Annotated in this window: 17 protein-coding genes; 7 read left to right on the top strand and 10 right to left on the bottom strand. The window is 67.9% G+C overall.

Annotated elements, in window-relative coordinates; genetic code table 11:
• Positions 1–124: 124 nt before the first annotated feature.
• Together BO996_RS14715 and BO996_RS14710 are read left to right on the top strand one after the other, a co-directional pair.
• Positions 125–2,074 (top strand): TonB-dependent receptor, encoded by a 1,950-nt coding sequence (locus BO996_RS14715; RefSeq protein WP_232240311.1) that lies wholly within the window; start codon positions 125–127, stop codon positions 2,072–2,074.
• 19 nt (positions 2,075–2,093) lie between these two features.
• Positions 2,094–3,404, top strand: a complete 1,311-nt coding sequence (locus BO996_RS14710) for an NtaA/DmoA family FMN-dependent monooxygenase (protein ID WP_071955271.1) — start codon at positions 2,094–2,096, stop codon at positions 3,402–3,404.
• A gap of 27 nt (positions 3,405–3,431) precedes the next feature.
• Here the strand turns inward: BO996_RS14710 and BO996_RS14705 are convergent, their stop codons facing one another.
• The 4 genes from BO996_RS14705 to BO996_RS14690 form a co-directional block, all read right to left on the bottom strand.
• On the bottom strand, positions 3,432–4,127 hold the full coding sequence (locus BO996_RS14705) for a response regulator (protein ID WP_012204984.1): 696 nt from the start codon (positions 4,125–4,127) through the stop codon (positions 3,432–3,434).
• The gene (locus BO996_RS14700) at positions 4,124–5,788 is read right to left on the bottom strand and encodes an ATP-binding protein (protein ID WP_071955269.1); all 1,665 of its coding nucleotides are present in this window, start codon (positions 5,786–5,788) and stop codon (positions 4,124–4,126) included. Before BO996_RS14700 ends, BO996_RS14705 begins: the two co-directional genes overlap by 4 nt.
• 12 nt (positions 5,789–5,800) lie before the next feature.
• Positions 5,801–6,721, bottom strand: coding sequence for a dioxygenase family protein (locus BO996_RS14695; protein WP_071955267.1), 921 nt, complete (start codon positions 6,719–6,721; stop codon positions 5,801–5,803).
• 83 nt (positions 6,722–6,804) lie between these two features.
• Positions 6,805–7,104 carry a hypothetical protein gene (locus BO996_RS14690; RefSeq protein WP_016448111.1) on the bottom strand — a complete coding sequence of 100 codons (300 nt, stop codon included), beginning with the start codon at positions 7,102–7,104 and terminating at the stop codon, positions 6,805–6,807.
• Positions 7,105–7,232: 128 nt separating this feature from the next.
• Between BO996_RS14690 and BO996_RS14685 the strand changes: the two genes are divergently transcribed.
• On the top strand, positions 7,233–7,676 hold the full coding sequence (locus tag BO996_RS14685) for a hypothetical protein (protein WP_071955265.1): 444 nt from the start codon (positions 7,233–7,235) through the stop codon (positions 7,674–7,676).
• Here the strand turns inward: BO996_RS14685 and BO996_RS14680 are convergent.
• The 5 genes from BO996_RS14680 to BO996_RS14660 all read right to left on the bottom strand — a co-directional run bounded on the left by BO996_RS14680 (position 7,651) and on the right by BO996_RS14660 (position 12,419).
• Positions 7,651–8,709: an Ldh family oxidoreductase gene (locus tag BO996_RS14680; protein ID WP_232240310.1), complete on the bottom strand. Its 1,059-nt coding sequence runs from the start codon at positions 8,707–8,709 to the stop codon at positions 7,651–7,653. The genes BO996_RS14685 and BO996_RS14680 overlap by 26 nt on opposite strands.
• Positions 8,702–9,226, bottom strand: coding sequence for a gamma carbonic anhydrase family protein (locus BO996_RS14675; RefSeq protein ID WP_065347208.1), 525 nt, complete (start codon positions 9,224–9,226; stop codon positions 8,702–8,704). Before BO996_RS14675 ends, BO996_RS14680 begins: the two co-directional genes overlap by 8 nt.
• 4 nt (positions 9,227–9,230) lie before the next feature.
• Entirely contained in the window at positions 9,231–10,214 is a 984-nt protein-coding gene (locus tag BO996_RS14670; protein WP_071955254.1) for a tripartite tricarboxylate transporter substrate binding protein, read from the bottom strand.
• A 76-nt stretch (positions 10,215–10,290) separates the two neighbouring features.
• On the bottom strand, positions 10,291–11,436 hold the full coding sequence (locus tag BO996_RS14665) for a CaiB/BaiF CoA transferase family protein (RefSeq protein ID WP_332258410.1): 1,146 nt from the start codon (positions 11,434–11,436) through the stop codon (positions 10,291–10,293).
• 29 nt (positions 11,437–11,465) lie between these two features.
• Positions 11,466–12,419 carry a hydroxymethylglutaryl-CoA lyase gene (locus tag BO996_RS14660; RefSeq protein ID WP_071955250.1) on the bottom strand — a complete coding sequence of 318 codons (954 nt, stop codon included), beginning with the start codon at positions 12,417–12,419 and terminating at the stop codon, positions 11,466–11,468.
• Positions 12,420–12,533: 114 nt separating this feature from the next.
• On the opposite strand from BO996_RS14660, the gene BO996_RS14655 reads away from it, so the two are divergent.
• From BO996_RS14655 to BO996_RS14640, 4 genes are all read left to right on the top strand, one after another.
• Entirely contained in the window at positions 12,534–13,448 is a 915-nt protein-coding gene (locus BO996_RS14655) for a LysR family transcriptional regulator (RefSeq protein ID WP_063326433.1), read from the top strand.
• A gap of 69 nt (positions 13,449–13,517) precedes the next feature.
• On the top strand, positions 13,518–14,171 hold the full coding sequence (locus BO996_RS14650; RefSeq protein WP_063326434.1) for a cytochrome b/b6 domain-containing protein: 654 nt from the start codon (positions 13,518–13,520) through the stop codon (positions 14,169–14,171).
• Positions 14,168–14,959: a molybdopterin-dependent oxidoreductase gene (locus BO996_RS14645; protein ID WP_071955248.1), complete on the top strand. Its 792-nt coding sequence runs from the start codon at positions 14,168–14,170 to the stop codon at positions 14,957–14,959. Before BO996_RS14650 ends, BO996_RS14645 begins: the two co-directional genes overlap by 4 nt.
• Positions 14,960–15,064: 105 nt before the next feature.
• Positions 15,065–15,349, top strand: a complete 285-nt coding sequence (locus tag BO996_RS14640; RefSeq protein ID WP_071955246.1) for a pentapeptide MXKDX repeat protein — start codon at positions 15,065–15,067, stop codon at positions 15,347–15,349.
• Positions 15,350–15,510: 161 nt separating this feature from the next.
• Here the strand turns inward: BO996_RS14640 and infA are convergent, their stop codons facing one another.
• Positions 15,511–15,774, bottom strand: coding sequence for a translation initiation factor IF-1 (gene infA / locus BO996_RS14635; protein ID WP_012204971.1), 264 nt, complete (start codon positions 15,772–15,774; stop codon positions 15,511–15,513).
• Position 15,775: the final 1 nt, after the last annotated feature.

The raw sequence follows: 15,775 nt of genomic DNA, 5'->3' as shown, positions 1-15,775 counted from the left end.
TTTCCATCGCAGGCTCCCGTCCCGGGCGGGCGCCATCGCACTCTCTACCCTGATGGCGCCGGCCGGCGCCTTTGCACAGGGCGCATCGGGTTCCGGGGGGGAATCCAACGCGCTTGAAGCGGTCGTGGTCAGCGGAGAAAAGGTCAGGCGCGAACTCAAGGACACGGCCTCCTCCGTGTCGGTCAAGGCCGGCAAGGACCTGGCCCGGCAGGAGTCCGGCAATGCCTCGGTCCACGAGGTGCTGCACGATGTGCCCAACGTGGTCTACACCGACACGGTGGGCGCGCCCATCATCCGCGGGCAGGACACGCAGGGCCCCAACAACGGCCAGAACGTCTTCTGGGGCGGCACGGTGCCGCGCGCCACCATCAACCTGGATGGGCACTACCTCAACTACAACGAGATGTTCTTCGGCGCGACCTCGGTCTGGGATGTGGAGAGCATCGAGGTGTTCCGCGGCCCGCAGACCACCTCGCAGGGTGCCAATGCCATTGCGGGCGCCATCGTCGTGAACACCAAGGACCCCAGCTTCAAGCGCGAAGGGGCCTACCAGCTGGAGGCGGGCGACTACCACTCGCGGCGTGCGTCCATCGCCGTCTCCGGCCCCGTGGGCGAGGAGCTGGCCGCGCGGCTGGCCGTGGACTACTCGGGGCGCGATACCTTCATCGACTACACCAATCCGCAGTTCCAGCGGGGCCAGGCCGATCAGGATTTCCGCGCGCTGAACGCACGCATGAAGTTCCTGTGGCTGCCCAGCAGCGTTCCGGGCCTGGAGGCCAAGTTCACCTATTCCCACAACGACAGCAACCGCCCCAGCCAGGAGGCGGCGTCCGCTCCGTTCAGCGCGCTGGAGCACTGGACGACGACCATGCCCAGCTGGAAGCAGAAGACCGACACCGGCATCCTCGACCTCAGCTACGAGCTGGGCAACGGCGTGCGGCTGGTCAACCAGTCCCAGTATTCGCGCTCGTCCGTGCAGCGCTACACGGGCATTCCCGGCGAGGGCGATGCCGATATCCGCCAGAACAATGTCTCCAATGAGTTCCGCGCCCTGGTGGGCAGCGACAAGGACCGCCTGAGCGGCTTCGGCGGCGTCTACTACGCGCGCACCGGCACGGACGAAAGCCTGCTGCTGCGCGGCCTGTCCGCCTTCGACGACACGAAGAAGAACCTGGGCGTCTTCGGCGAGCTGAACTGGCGCCTGGCCGACCGCTGGACCCTGACCAGCGGCCTGCGCTACCAGCAGGACGAGGTGGTGCGCACCGGCACCTCCGTGCTGGCCCCCACCGCCCTCGACTACACGAAAACCTTCTCGGCCCTGCTGCCCAAGCTGTCCCTGGCCTATGCCGCCACACCGCGCTGGACCGTGGGCGCGCTGGTCAGCCGGGGCTACAACCCGGGCGGTGTGTCGCTGAACCTCACCAGCCGGCAATGGGCCTATTTCAAGAAGGAGTCGATCTGGAACTACGAGCTGTTCAGCCGCGCCAGCCTGCTCGATGACCGGCTGATGCTCAACACCAACCTGTTCTACATGGACATGCGGGATGCGCAGTACAACATCCCCGTGGTCATCTCCCCGGGCGTGGCCCAGTCCTACACCATCAACGCGGAGAAGGCCCATGCCTACGGCTTCGAGCTGGGCGCCGACTACCGCGCGCTGGACAACCTGCGGATCAAGGCCGGCGTGGGCGTGCTGCGCACCCGCATCGAGGAAATGGGCAGCAACCCCGGCTACGAGCACAACCGCTTCGCCCGCTCGCCCGGCTACAACCTGAGCCTGGGCGTGAGCTGGGACGCCAGCCCCCGGTTCAATGTCTCCGGCCAGGTGCGCCATCTGGACGGCTACTACTCCGATACCGCCAACACGCGCGCCTATGCGGTCGGCTCCAACACCATCGCCGACCTGCGCCTGACCTATGCCTACAGCGCGCGCGTGCAGTTGTACGGCTATATCAAGAACGTCTTCGACAGGCGCGCACCGACGTACCTGCAACAAAACCGCGGCATCGGCGGCATCGAGGCCAGCATGACCGCGCCGCGCATGATCGGCGTGGGCGTGCGCGGAACGTTCTGAGATGGGAATGACAGCAGACATGACAACCCGCAAACCCCTGCACATCGGCCTTTCGCTGGCCCCCACCTGGCTGAGCGGCGACGCCTGGCGGCGGCCCGGCAGCAATATCGAAGGGCTGTACTCCAGCGACTTCGCCCTGGACCTGGCCCGGCGCGCCGAGGCCGCGCACCTGGACTTCGTCTTCCGCCCCGACGTGAGCTTTCTGCCCATGGAGGCGCTGGAGACGGGCGCGGGCTTCGCCAGCCTGGACCCCACGGTGCTGATGGCCGCGCTGGCGCGCGAGACCTCGCGCATCGGCCTGGTGTCCACGGTATCGACCACGTTTTTCCCGCCCTATGCGGTGGCGCGCCAGCTGCAGTCGCTGCACTGGATCAGCAACGGCCGCGCCGGATGGAACATCGTCACGGCCCTGCAGGGCCACGAGAACTTCGGGCTGCAGGCCATGCCCGATGCCGATGAACGCTATGCGCGGGCCGCAGAGTTCACCGACGTGGTGCGCCGGCTGTGGGCCAGCTTCCCCAACGAGGCCTTGAAGATCGACCGGGACAGCGGCCGCTACGCCGATGCCTCGCTGGTCCACCCCATAGACCACGAGGGACCGCACCTGAAAGTGCGCGGCCCGCTGAACCTGCCGGAGTTCGGCGGCCCGCGCATTCCGCTGGTGCAGGCGGGCGCGTCCAGCACCGGGCGCGACTTTGCCGCATCGGTGGCAGACATTGTTTTCGCGCCCACGCCGGACCTGGACGCGGCGCTGGAACTGCGCCAGGACCTGTCTCAGCGCGCCCAGCGCCATGGCCGCCAGGCGCGGGATGTGCGCCTGCTGCCCGGCCTGAGCCTGTACCTGGCCGACACCCGCGAGCAGGCCCGGGAGATGTTCCAGCAGACGCACGGCCGGGTGGACAGGGACCGCAAGCTGGCATCGATCAAGGCCATGGTCGGCCTGGACCTGACGGACTGGCCCGCAGACCGGCCTATCACCGCAGCCGACCTTCCGCCGCCCGTGGCAACCCCGTCCAGCCGCACGCATGCGGGCCTGCTCAGGCGCCTGATGGAACGCGAGTCATTGCGCATCGACGAGCTGCTGCAGCGGCCGGAAATCCTCTCCGCCGCGCACTGGCAGGTGGTCGGCACGGTGGACGATGCCGTGGCGCAGATCACCCAGTGGAGCGCCGCCGGCGCCATCGACGGCTTTCTGGCCGCGCCCGGCGGCTCCGTCGAGTCCCTGCATTGCGTGCTGGAGCAGTTGGTGCCGCGCCTGGTGGAGGCCGGCCTGTTCCGCTCCCGCTACACGGGCACCACGTTCATGGAGCACCTCGACGAGTCGAGGTAGGGGCTGCGCCCTGCCCTCGCCTGGCCTTCACTGCGCCCGCGTGTCGGAACCGCCATCGGGCTCGAACGCAAAGCCCACGCCATAGACGGAGCGAATCCACTCATGGCGGTCGTCCGCCGCCTTGAGTTTCTTGCGCAGGTTCTTGATGTGGCTGTCGATGGCGCGCTCGTTCACGTCCAGCGTGTCGGCGCAGGCCAGCTCCAGCAGCTGCGCGCGGGAGTACAGGCGGCCGGGCTGACGCATCAGGGCCTGCAGCAAGGTCAGCTCCCGCTTGGTCAGCGGCAGCACGCTGCCGTTGAGCATGGCGCGGCCCTGCTCGGGCAGCAGCGTCAGGCGTTGCTGCGCGGGGCCGGGGCCGGCACTGCGGCGCAGCACGGCCTTGACGCGGGCCACGACTTCGCGCGGGGCGAAGGGCTTGCAGATGTAGTCGTCCGCACCCAGCTCCAGGCCCAGCAGGCGGTCCATTTCCTCGACACGCGCGGTGAGCAGGATGACGGGGCTGGCGCTGTGGGGGCGGAACTGGCGCAGGATGTCCAGGCCGTCCAGCCCCGGCAGCATGATGTCCAGCACGGTGAGGTCGGGCGGGGAGCGCAGCATGCGGTCCAGTGCCTCGCGCCCGTGGCGGATGTGCTCGACTTCGTAGCCTGCATGGCGCAGGTAGTCGATGACGATGGCGGCCATGTCGGTCTCGTCTTCGACCAGGAGGATGCGGGCAGGCTTCATGGCGCGGGATTTTCCAGCAAGGGCAGCCACAGCGTGATGCGCAGGCCGCCGAGCGGCGAGGCAGCCGCCTCGATGCTGCCGCCATGGGCCTGGACGATGGTGCGGCAGATGGCCAGCCCCAGGCCGGAGCCGCCCAGGCCGTCGCCGTCGCGCACGCGGGAGGCGTCCACGCGGTAGAGGCGGTCGAACAGGCGCGGCAGGTGCGGGCTGGCCACGCCGGGAGCCGTGTCGTCCCAGCGCAGCTGCAGCATGCTGCGGTCCTGCATCTGGACAATTTCGGCGGACACCTGCAGCTGCCCGCCCGCAGCCGTGTAGCGCAGGCTGTTTTCCAGCAGGTTGGCAAACACCTGGTGCAGCCGGTGCGGGTCGCCCTGCACCAGCGGCGGCGGAACGCGCGCGGCCAGCTGGTCCACGGTGGAGCGGTCCAGGCCAATGCCGACTTGCTCGAAGCCGGGCCGCGCGCCGTCCAGCGCCTCGCCCAGCAGGGTCAGCACATGCACGGGCACATGGCCCGAGCCGTGCAGGGCCTGCGGGTCGTCCAGGCTCACGCGCAGGTCGCTGACCAGCCGTATCAGCCGCATGATCTGCCGGTGCAGGCGCAGCGCCATGCGGTCGTCCATGGGCAGCACGCCGTCCTGCACGGCCTCGACCTCGGCGCGCATGGTGGACAGCGGTGTGCGCAGCTCATGCGCCACGTCGGCCAGCCAGCGCTGGCGCGAGGCCTCCATGGTGGCCAGCTGCACGGCCATGTCGTTGAAGGTTTCCGCAAGGCGGGCCAGCTCCGCATCGCCCTTGATGGCCACGCGTGTGTCCAGCCGCCCGGCCGCAATGCCGCGCAGGCCGTCGACAAAGGCGGTCAGCGGCTCCAGCCAGCGCCGCGTGAGCCAGGCCGACAGCAGCAGCGCCAACAGCAGGCCGGCCAGCCCGGTCCAGGCCACGAAGTCCATCTGCTGCGCGAGGAAGGCGCGGTCCAGGTCGCGCTGCATGCCCTGCCCTGTCTGCACGGGGGACAGCACGATCTCGCCAATGGCCTGACCATTGGCTGCGCGCAGAACGCGGTGCGCCGCACCTGGCTGCGGCGCCATGCCGGAGATGAGCTGGCCCTGGGCATCCAGCAGGCCCACGCGCGCCCACGGGCCGCCGAACGGGCGATCCGGCGGCGGGCCTGGGCGGTCTGTACGGTCTGTACGGTCTGTACGGTCTGTACGGTCGGAGCGATCTGATCGATCTGATCGATCTGAGCGATCGGCAGGCTCTCCGCCTTCCGGCCCAGGTGGCGGTGGAAACACCGGGCCCGGCCCCGGACCGTGGCTTCCCTCAAAACCAGGCCTCGGCTCCGGCATAGGCATGGGGGGCCGCGGCCCGGGCTCGCCCGCAGGAAAGCCCCGGCCCATGCCTGCGCCCGGGCGCACCATGTCGCGCCAGAAACCGGGGTTGGCGCGCGCCGCATCCCAGCCGCCGTTTTGCTCGTGGTGCTGGACCAGCCGCTCGGCCAGCCCGTCCATGCCGGTCAGCTCCACCTCGGCCATGTACGGGCCCAGGCCCCTCTGCAGCCCCAGGCGGGAGAAGCCGAGAAACACCAGCAGCAGGGCCACCAGCAGCACGGCCAGGGCGAAGAAGGCCTTGTGCTGCAGCTTCAGGCGTGGGAGGCGGAGGCTCATTCAGTTGCTGCGTCAGACGGCAATGCCGATGGATATCGTGGCGGTGTGGCCATTGGTGGTGTCTCCGGTGAAGGTGGGCGTCTGCCAGGCGATCTGCTCGCTGGTGTTGTCGCCGAAGACATTGTCCGATGTCACGCTGACCCGCGACAGGTTGGAGACGCTGGCGCTGTAGCCGCTGACACCGGCATAGACGGCGCTGGCGATGTCCTTGGGCATGGCCATCTGCGAGGTCAGCAGCTTGTTGGTGTAGCTGCCGGCCGTGTTGAGGCTGCGGAACACCTCGAAGTGCATGTGCGGCCAACGCCCGTCATAGCAGCCCGGGAAGATGGTCACAAAGGTGCATTCGCCATTGCTGTCCGTTGCCTGCACGCCGCGCAGGAAGTTCTGGTTGAGCAGGTCGGTGGAGTACAGCGAATACTCGCCCTCGCGGGTGCAATGCCACAGGTAGATGGCATAGCCTTCCAGCGGGCTGCAGTTGGTGCTGACGTTGACCAGGGTGATCCTGAGCGTCAGCGGCAGGCCTGCAGCCGTGCCGCTCATGCCGCCAAAGCTGCTGCGCAGGTCGCTGCGCACCACGCCGCTTTGCGACAGCACATTGACCAGGCTGCCGCGCGAGCCGTTGGAGCCGTCGGCGGGGTAAGGGCCTTCGGTTTCCGTGGGATCGACCATGCAGGTGCCGGTCGTGGTTCCAGTCCCCGTGCCCGTACCTGTGCCCGTACCCGTGTCGGTGCCCGTTCCTGTCCCGGTTCCGGTGCCCGTGCCGGTTCCTGTCGAATCACTGGAATCACCACCGCCGCCACAGGCGGACAGAAGCGCCACGGCGCCGCCAGAGGCCATCAGGCCCAGCATGCGGCGCCGGTCGAACAGGCGGCGCGCCATGACTTGCAGATCGTGCTGAAGGCCCAGGTCGTGGGCATCTTGAGAGTGGTTCATGGGGATGGCTTTTTCATGAGGGCCTGTGCGCAGGCCCGTGGGGTTGCAGACAGCCCGGCGGCGTGGCCCGCCGGGCCACGCGATCACTGCTGCGGATGGGGCGGCGGCCCGCCTGCGCCGGGCCCGCCGGCCGGCATGGCCACCAGCTGCCCGTTCAGGCTGCGGCAGGTGCCGGCCAGCGTCTTGCCATCGGGCATGGTCAGCGTCACGCTGTCACCCTCGGCCTTGCCCTGGCAGGCGGTATAGGCCTCGGGCGGCGGCGACGGCGGATTGCCGTGCCCCCCGTGGCCCTGCGCATGGCTGCAGGCCGCCGCGAAGGCCGCCACAGCCAGCACAAGGGCCGGGCGAATGCGTGAAGCGTTGGTTTGCGAGAAATCAATCATGGTCTTTTCCTGGAGTTGCCAAGGAATTCTTGCGACCAATCTGGGGGAAAATTGGGAGAAGTGGGGACGAGCTGGTACAAGCTCACAGAGCGAGTGAGTCAACAAGCTCTGCATCGCACAACAGAACCATGAAACCAACAAGATTCCTGCTGCTGGCCGCCCTGCTCGGCCCACCCGCTCTTGCCGCAGATCTGACCGTGATCGAAATGCATGCGGCAAGCGGCAATGATCGCCCGTACAGCCTGGATGGCCAGCGGGTCAGTCCGGCTCAGTTGAGAAACACACTCTCCAGGAAGCTGACCGCAGCCCCCGATGCCAAAAGCACGGCACGCATTGCCGTGCTGGTCGATCCCGATGTGAAGGTCGGCGCTCTCTCCGAGCTTCGCGGTCTGGTGATGAAAGTGGGATTCGGCATGCCGCGCTATTTCATGACGACGCGGGTGAATGACAGGCTCTCCGAGATCCAGGTGAACTACAGCCCGGTCTTCCCGAGAAGCGGGCTGGAGGCGGTGATGTCGTCCGGCCAATCGGCTGCGGATCCGTCGCTCACAACGCCAGCGCCACCCCGCTGAGCCGTGCCAGCGCCTGCAACTCATTGATCAGCGCAGACGACAGAGGGATGCCTTCGGCGCGGCGCTGGAGCTCGCATTCATGCTGGCGCAGTCCGGGATAGCGGCCTTGGGTGCCCTGGGCCGCGAGCAGGCCGGTGATCCAGTTGGCCATGTAGTTGTCAAATCCCCGGGGTGACGGTGCGGCCAGGGCTGGGTTGATGACCAGCAGAAAGGCGCAGGCGTTGGCGGCGGAACCTTCCGCCGATCCGGGTACAGCGGGCTGGAACAGGCCGCCGCCCAGCGCGCCCGCCAGGCATTCGACCACCATGGCCAGGCCCAGGCCCTTGTGGCCGGCCATGGGCTGCATGGCGCCCTGCAGTGCGGCGTGGGGATCGGTGGTGGGATGGCCGTGTGCGTCCAGCGCCCAATGCGGCGGGATTTGCGCATGGCCGTCGCGGACGGCAGCCATGACGGCGCCGCGTGCGACCGCACTCAGGGCCATGTCGAAGACCAGTGGCGGCCGTCCGGCCACGGGCGCGGCGAAGGCGATGGGGTTGTTGCCCAGCGCAGGCCGCGTGGCACCGGGCATGGCCATGATGGACGGCGTGCGCTGGCACAGCAGGGCCATGCAGCCCTGTTCCACGGCGGGCAGCAGCAGCACGCCCAGGGCGCCGAGGTGGCCGCAGGCCTCGATGTGGCAGGCCACCACGGCCTGGCTTGCAGCCCTGTCCAGGCAGGCTTGCAGCGCCAGCTCCAGCACGGGCTGGCCCAGGGCATGGTCGCCATGGCAGCGCAGCAGGCCGTTGCGCTCCTGCAGGCTGGGCTTGGCCCGTGTATGGACGGTGCCTTCGCGGATGCGCTGCACATAGGGCGGCAGTCTTGCCACGCCATGCGTATCCACGCCGCGCAGGCTGGTGCGCACCAGTGCCTGGGCGGTGGCCTGCGCGTGGCATGCGCTCACATCAAAGGCCTGGAGCACGCCAGCAGCCCAGGCTTGCAGCGCTGCGGCGGGCATGCGCACGGCGTCGGTCAGCGGGTTCAGGGAATCAGTCAATGCGCTGCAGCTCCTGGCGAAAGGACATTGCACGCTCCACGTAGCTGGCGGCGCTTTGCAGCAGGCCCGCGACTTCTTCGTCACTGAGCGTACGCACCAGCTTGGCGGGGGCGCCAAGAATCAGCGAGCGCGGAGGGAACTGCTTGCCTTCGGTGACGATGGCGCCGGCACCCACCAGGCTGTGCGCGCCGATGACGGCACCGTTGAGCACCACGGCCTGTATGCCGATGAGCGAGCCCTCCCCCACGCTGCAGCCATGCAGCATGGCCTGGTGGCCCACGGTGACATGGGCAGCCAGGGTGAGCGCGAAGCCGGGATCGGCATGCAGCACGGCGCCTTCCTGCACGTTGCTGCCCTCGCCTATGCGCACGGGTTCGTTGTCGCCGCGCGCCACGGCGCCGGGCCAGAGGCTGGCGCCCTCGCCCAGTGTGACGTCGCCGATGAGCGTGGCCTCGGCCGCCACATAGGCGGATGCGGGCAGCTGCGGTGCCTTGTTCCGATAACGATAGAGGGCCATGCGCTTACTCCAGCGTGACATTGGCTTTTTTGACCAGGCGCGCAAAGCGTTCCTGCTCGGAGCGCAGGAACTGGGCTGCCGCCTCGGGGCTGTTGAGCACGGTGTATTCGTCGCGCCGTGCAAAGCCGGCCTTGACCTCGGGGTCGGCAAAGGCGGTGGCGATGCCGTCGTGCAGGCGGCGCACCTGGGCGGGCGGCATGCCCTTGGGGCCTATGGCGGCCACCCAGCCGGCGATGTCCACGCCGGGAAAGCCCTGCTCTGCCACGGTGGGCACATCGGGCAGCGATGCCACGCGCTCGCGGCCCATGATGCCGATGGCACGCAGCGCGCCGGATTTGAGGTGCGCCTGCGCCGTGCCCACGGCGATCACGCCGAAGTCCACCTGCCCGCTGAGCAGGTCCACCACCATCTGGCCCACGCCCTTGTAGGGAATGTGGCGTGCCGTGGTGCCGGCCGCGTCCAGAAAGACTTCGGCCGCGAGGTGGAAGATGGTGCCGTTGCCGGACGAGGCGTAGTTGAGGTCGCCGGGCCGCGCCTTCATGAGCGCCTGCAGTTCGCGCGCATTGCGCGCCGCCACCTTGGGGTGGACGACCAGCACAAAGGGCGAGCCGCCGACGATGGACAGCGGCGTGATGTCGGCCAGGCTGTCGTAGGGCAGCTTCTTGAAGACGCTGGGGTTGACGGCGTGGTTGTTGGAGATGAAGGCGATGGTGTTGCCATCGGCCGGCGCCTTGACCAGCATCTGCGTTCCCGTGGTGCCGCCCGCGCCCGGCAGGTTCTCTATGACCACGGGCTGGCCGCCCAGCGAGCGCACCAGCGCAGTCTGGGCCGAGCGCACGATGGTGTCGGCGCCCGAGCCTGCCCCCACGGGCAGGATGACGCGCAGCGGCGTGCCATTTTGGGCACGCACGCCCAGGGCAGCGGCCCCCAGCGATGCGCCGGCCAGGGCCAGCAGGGTGCGGCGGCGGGTGGGATGGGACGAGTGCATGGGGTTGTCTCCTTTTTGTGTTGTCTCATGCGCGCCGGGGTGTTTTTCTGCTGCCTTCGGCGCCCGGGTTTGGCTGTCAGGTCCGTGATGCAAGGGCTCCGAGGATTTCTTCGGTGTGCTCGCCAATTCCGGCCAGCGGCATGCGCACGCCGGGACGGTGGCCGTTCATGAGCAGGGGCAGCAGCACCACGTCGGTCTGGCCGCCGTCTTCGGTCTGCATGGAAGCCAGGCCGCCGCTTTGGCGCAGGTGCGGGTCGTCCACCAGTTGCTCGGGCCGAGTGATGGGCGCGTAGGGAATGCCTGCGGCCTCCAGCTGCGGCGCGAGCCGGGCCGATTCATGGCTGGCCAGGATGGAGCCCAGCTCGGCCAGCAGTTGAGGGCGCACGGCCACACGGGCGGCGTTGTCGGCGTATTCGGGGCGCTGCAGCAGGTCGGCGCGGTCCAGCACGCGGCACAGGGTGGCGAACTGCTTGTCGCTGACGGCGCCGATGAACAGCTGCTCGCCACCGGCCAGGGTGAACACGTCGTAGACGCTCCAGGCCGACACGCGCGAGGGCATGGGCGGCGGTGCCTCGCCCGTCATCAGGTACTGCTGCATGTGCTGGGAGGACAGGAAGACGCAGTTCTCGAACAGCGCGCTTTGCACCTCCTGGCCGCGCCCGGTGCGCTCACGCTCGCGCAGGGCGGCGAGCACGCCGATGGCGCCGAACATGCCGCCCATGATGTCGTTGACGCTGGTGCCCGCGCGCAGCGGCCGGCCCACGGGTCCGGTCATGTACGACAGGCCGCCCATCATCTGCACCACCTCGTCCAGCGCCAGGCGCTTTTCGTAGGGGCCGGGCAGAAAACCCTTGTGGCTGACATAGATGAGGCCGGGCGCGCGCTGCGACAGCGTGGCGTAGTCCAGGCCCAGGGACTGCATGAGGCCGGGGCGGAAGTTCTCCAGCACCACGTCGCTGCCAGCGGCCAGCTCGGCAGCGGTGGCGCAGCCCGCTTCGGTGGTGATGTCCAGCACCACGCTTTTCTTGTTGCGGTTGAAGCTGCGGAAAAAGCCGATGCCCAGGCCGGGCAGCGTGCGCGTTTTGTCGCCGCCCGGCGGCTCGACCTTGATGACTTCGGCGCCCAGGTCGGCCAGGATCATGCCGCAGGTGGGGCCCATGACCATGTGGGTGAATTCGATGACGCGGATGCCGGACAGCGGCAGCAGGGGTTCGGTGGCCATACAGGTGTGCTCGTGGGAAGGTAAGGGGTTCATGCAGCGGCAGGGGCTGCGTCGGCTTTGACGCTGCGCGGCAAGCCCGCGCGCCACAGCGCGCCGTGCAGGCTTTCGCCGTCCAGCCAGGCGGCCACCTTGGCGCGCAGGCGCAGCAGGGCCTCGATGTCCAGGCCCGTGTCGATGTCCATGGTGTCCAGCATGAAGGCCAGGTCTTCGGTGGAGGCATTGCCGCTGGCGCCGGGCGCATGGGGGCAGCCACCGATGCCGGCCAGCGTGGCGTCAAAGCGCGTGACGCCGGTTTGCAGTGCGGCATGCACATTGGCCAGCGCCAGGCCACGCGTGTCGTGGAAGTGGCCGCACCAAAAGTGTTCGCCCGCAATGCGCCTCGCCTGCTCGAACAGCGATTGCACCTGGCCCGGCCCGCCATGGCCCACGGTGTCTGCCATGCTGACGCGGTCGGCCCCCGCGTCCAGCAGGGCCTGCATGCAGCGCAGCACCTCGGCCGGTTCCACCCGGCCCTGCAGCGTGCAGCCGAAGGCCGTGCCAATGCCGCCTTCGATCAGCATCTTCGAACCTGCAGCATCGCGTGCGGCACGCATGCGGGCTACCTCGGCCACGACCTCATCGGGCGTCTTGCGCAGGTTGGCCAGGCTGTGTGCATGGCTGGCCGACAGCGGCACCAGCATCAGGTCGGCCCCGCTGGCAAGGGCGCTTTCGGCACCACGCATGTTGGGCACCAGCACGGAGACGAACAGGCCCGGCAGCGTTCGGGCATAGGCCACCAGCTCGGCCGTGTCGGCCAGTTGGGGCAGCAGGCGCGCAGGGACGAAGGAGCCGACTTCGATCTCGCGCTGGCCGGCAGCGTAGGCATCGCGTATCCATTCCTTCTTGCGCTCGGTGGACAGCACGGTCTGGATGCTTTGCAGGCCATCGCGCAGGCCGACCTCGCGGATGACGGCGGACTGCAGGGCACGGATGGGTTCTGGCATGGGAAGGTTCGCGTGGGGTGGTTTGTCTTGAATGGCACTTTAGACATTCCCACCAGCGTGCAGAAGCGATAATTTTTCGCCTTAGAGTTTCCCAAATGGAAATCCATAACCGCCATGAAAGACCTGGACCTGACCACCCTGCGGCTCTTTGTCGCGGCCTGCGACCTGGGCAACATCGCCCGCGCGGGCGAGCAGCAGCACATCGGCTCATCGGCCATCAGCAAGCGCATGGCGCTGCTGGAAGAGCAGGTGCAGGCCCCGCTGCTGGAGCGCCACCGCCGCGGCGTAGTGCCCACCGCAGCCGGGCTGATGCTGCTGGAGCACGCACGCGCCATGCTGGCCAGCGCCGACCGCGCGGCCCGCGACATGGCGGCCTACCAGCATGGCGTGAAGGGCCAGGTGCGGATACTGGCCTCGGTGTCGTCGATTGCCGAGTCCCTGCCCGATGACATTGCGGCCTTTCTGCAAAAGCCCGAGCACGCGCAGATCCGCGTGGACATCGAGGAGCTGACCAGCAGCGAAATCATCCGATCCATCCGCGAAGGCCTGGCCCTGGTGGGCGTGTGCTGGAACGCGGCCGATCTGGAGGGCCTGCAGACCCTGCCCTACCGCTGCGACACCCTGGCCGTGGCCGTGCCGGCCGGCCACCCGCTGGCCTTGCGCGACAGCTGCAGCTTCAGCGAAACGCTGGATTGCGAGCATGTGGGCCTGCCCGCCTCCACGGCCGTCTACACCATGCTGGCGCGGGCGGCGGCCATCATCGGCCGGCCCCTCAATTACCGCGCCGTGGTCAGCTCCTTCGACGCCACGATCCGCTGCGTGCGCGCCGGCCTGGGCGTGGCCATCATGCCCAGGGAGATCCTGGGCATGGCGGGCTCCGGTCAGGGCGTGCAAGGCGTGAACATGGTGCCGCTCACCGATGCCTGGGCGCGGCGGCAGTTCGCCATCTGCTTCAGGGACGGCAGCCGGCTATCGCCTGCGGCGCGCACGCTGGTGGACTATCTGGCCGGGTGCGCCCAGGCGGGCTGAACAGGCCTTGGGAGTTATCACGATTAATTGAAGTTTGCGTGATACATCCGCTACGGGGTCCCTCCAACAATGGGACCCATGAACACCGCCCTCATCACCCCCCAACCGGCACAGCCCCAGGATGGTCAGCGCATCCACCCGCTGTGGCTGCGCCTCACGCATTGGCTCAATGCGCTGGCCGTGGTCATCCTGGTGACCAGCGGCTGGCGCATCTACAACGCGGCGCCGTTCTTTGATTTCAGCTTTCCGGGCTCGATCACGCTGGGCGGCTGGCTGGGCGGGGCGCTGCAATGGCATTTCGCGGCCATGTGGCTGTTGGTGTTCAACGGATTGCTGTACCTGTTGCTCAACATCGCCAGCGGCCGGTGGCTGCGCAAGTTCTTTCCCGTCAGCGTGCAGGGCGTGCGCCAGGACCTGGTGGCCGCCCTCAAGGGCCGGCTCTCGCACGCCGACCCGGCCCGCTACAACCATGTGCAAAAGCTGGCCTACCTGTTCGTGGTGCTGGACCTGGTGGTGATCGTGCTGTCGGGCCTGGTGCTCTGGAAGTCGGTGCAGTTCCCGCTGCTGCGCGAGCTGCTGGGCGGCTATGAATCCGCACGGCGCGTGCACTTCTTCGGCATGGCTGCGCTGGTCGCCTTTGTGGTGGTGCACCTGGCAATGGTCGCCCTGGTGCCCCGGACGTTCCTGACCATGATCCACGGCCGTGCGCCCAAGTCACCATGAAAATCTTCAAAGCCCCTTCCCTGCCCGGCGTCGATGGCGAGGCCGTGGTGCACGAGGCACGCTCGCTGATCGCCCGCAAGCTGGACCAGCCCGCACGCCGCGCCTTCTTGCAGCGCTCGCTGACGCTGGGCGGCCTGTCCCTGCTCACGGGCTGCAGCATCAGCGATGACAGCCACGTCGAGGCCGCGCTCAGCCAGGTATCGCGCTTCAACGACCGCATGCAGGGCCTGCTCTTCAGCCCCACGCGGCTGGCGCCCACCTATTCCGCAGCCGAGATCACGCGCCCCTTCCCCTTCAATGCCTACTACGGCGAGGACGAGGTACGCGAGGTGGACGAGGCCAGCTGGCGCCTGGAGGTGACCGGCATGGTCGCCGACCGCCATGCCTGGACCCTGGCCGAGCTGCGCGCCATGCCGCAGGACGAACAGATCACGCGCCATATCTGCGTGGAAGGCTGGAGCGCCATAGGCCGCTGGGGCGGCGTGCGCTTTGCCGATTTCCTGCGCCACATAGGCGCCGACACCAGCGCCAAGTACGTCGGCTTCAAGTGCGTGGACGACTACTTCACCAGCATCGACATGGCCACGGCCCTGCATCCGCAGACGCTGATGGCATTGACTTACGACGGGCAGCCCCTGCCGCCCAAATATGGCTTTCCGATGAAGCTGCGCATGCCCACCAAGCTGGGCTACAAGAACCCGAAGCACATCCAGGCCATGTTCGTCACCAACACCTACTCCGGCGGCTACTGGGAAGACCAGGGCTACAACTGGTTCGGAGGCAGTTGAGCGGCCTTCCAAGCCGCTGGGCCGCCAACGAAGGTGCGAGGCCGGGCCCATCCAAAGCCGGCCGATTTGCAATCCCGCAAACCGCTAATCCAAAGGAAGACTCAAATGACCAAGCTCACCACCACCCTGCTCGCCACCTGCCTCGCCCTGGCCGGTGCCACCACGGCATTCGCTGCGGATGAGATGGCGAAGGACGGCATGTCCAACGGAGCCATGTCCAAGGATTCGATGTCCAAGGATGGAATGAAGAAGGACTCCATGGCCAAGGACGGCATGAAGAAAGACTCCATGTCCAAGGACGGCATGCACAAAGATGGCATGCACAAGGACGGCATGTCCAAGGATGGAATGAAGAAGGATTCCATGGGCAAGGACGCCATGTCCAAATAAGCAGACGGACTCGCCTGATCCGTCTGGTGCCCTCCAGGCGGTCGGGCCGTCGGGGCTGCTTGGAAAGCTGACTGGGGCTGCCGATCAGGCAACCAGGCACAGAGCCCGGTCCTGCCTGCGCCCCGAATGCCCGCTCTGCAACAGAAGCGGGCCGGCGGGCTTCAGCGGCGCTGCGGAGGACGCGGGCCCGGTGCGCCGGAGCGTTGCTCGATGTGGCGGAACGTGAGGCGACCCTTGTTCAGGTCATAGGGCGACATTTCAAGTGTCACCTTGTCGCCGGCCAGCACGCGGATGCGGTGCTTGCGCATTTTTCCGCCGGTATAGGCGATGAGCTGGTGGCCGTTTTCCAGCGTTACGCGGAAGCGGGAATCAGGCAGCACTTCGTCTACCCGGCCTTGCATTTCGATCAGTTCTTCTTTAGCCAAT

The organism is Delftia sp. HK171, assembly GCF_001886655.1.
Lineage (GTDB): Bacteria > Pseudomonadota > Gammaproteobacteria > Burkholderiales > Burkholderiaceae_C > Comamonas > Comamonas acidovorans.
This window is presented reverse-complemented; position numbering and strand designations above follow the sequence as displayed.

What these genes read in the sequence shown, in the direction of transcription:
- BO996_RS14710 (WP_071955271.1), top strand. Translation starts at nt 2,094, where the DNA reads ATGACAACCCGCAAACCCCTGCACATCGGCCTTTCGCTGGCCCCCACC.
- BO996_RS14705 (WP_012204984.1), bottom strand. Translation starts at nt 4,127, where the DNA reads ATGAAGCCTGCCCGCATCCTCCTGGTCGAAGACGAGACCGACATGGCC.
- BO996_RS14700 (WP_071955269.1), bottom strand. Translation starts at nt 5,788, where the DNA reads ATGAGCCTCCGCCTCCCACGCCTGAAGCTGCAGCACAAGGCCTTCTTC.
- BO996_RS14695 (WP_071955267.1), bottom strand. Translation starts at nt 6,721, where the DNA reads ATGAACCACTCTCAAGATGCCCACGACCTGGGCCTTCAGCACGATCTG.
- BO996_RS14690 (WP_016448111.1), bottom strand. Translation starts at nt 7,104, where the DNA reads ATGATTGATTTCTCGCAAACCAACGCTTCACGCATTCGCCCGGCCCTT.
- BO996_RS14685 (WP_071955265.1), top strand. Translation starts at nt 7,233, where the DNA reads ATGAAACCAACAAGATTCCTGCTGCTGGCCGCCCTGCTCGGCCCACCC.
- BO996_RS14675 (WP_065347208.1), bottom strand. Translation starts at nt 9,226, where the DNA reads ATGGCCCTCTATCGTTATCGGAACAAGGCACCGCAGCTGCCCGCATCC.
- BO996_RS14670 (WP_071955254.1), bottom strand. Translation starts at nt 10,214, where the DNA reads ATGCACTCGTCCCATCCCACCCGCCGCCGCACCCTGCTGGCCCTGGCC.
- BO996_RS14665 (WP_332258410.1), bottom strand. Translation starts at nt 11,436, where the DNA reads ATGGCCACCGAACCCCTGCTGCCGCTGTCCGGCATCCGCGTCATCGAA.
- BO996_RS14660 (WP_071955250.1), bottom strand. Translation starts at nt 12,419, where the DNA reads ATGCCAGAACCCATCCGTGCCCTGCAGTCCGCCGTCATCCGCGAGGTC.
- BO996_RS14655 (WP_063326433.1), top strand. Translation starts at nt 12,534, where the DNA reads ATGAAAGACCTGGACCTGACCACCCTGCGGCTCTTTGTCGCGGCCTGC.
- BO996_RS14650 (WP_063326434.1), top strand. Translation starts at nt 13,518, where the DNA reads ATGGGACCCATGAACACCGCCCTCATCACCCCCCAACCGGCACAGCCC.
- BO996_RS14645 (WP_071955248.1), top strand. Translation starts at nt 14,168, where the DNA reads ATGAAAATCTTCAAAGCCCCTTCCCTGCCCGGCGTCGATGGCGAGGCC.
- BO996_RS14640 (WP_071955246.1), top strand. Translation starts at nt 15,065, where the DNA reads ATGACCAAGCTCACCACCACCCTGCTCGCCACCTGCCTCGCCCTGGCC.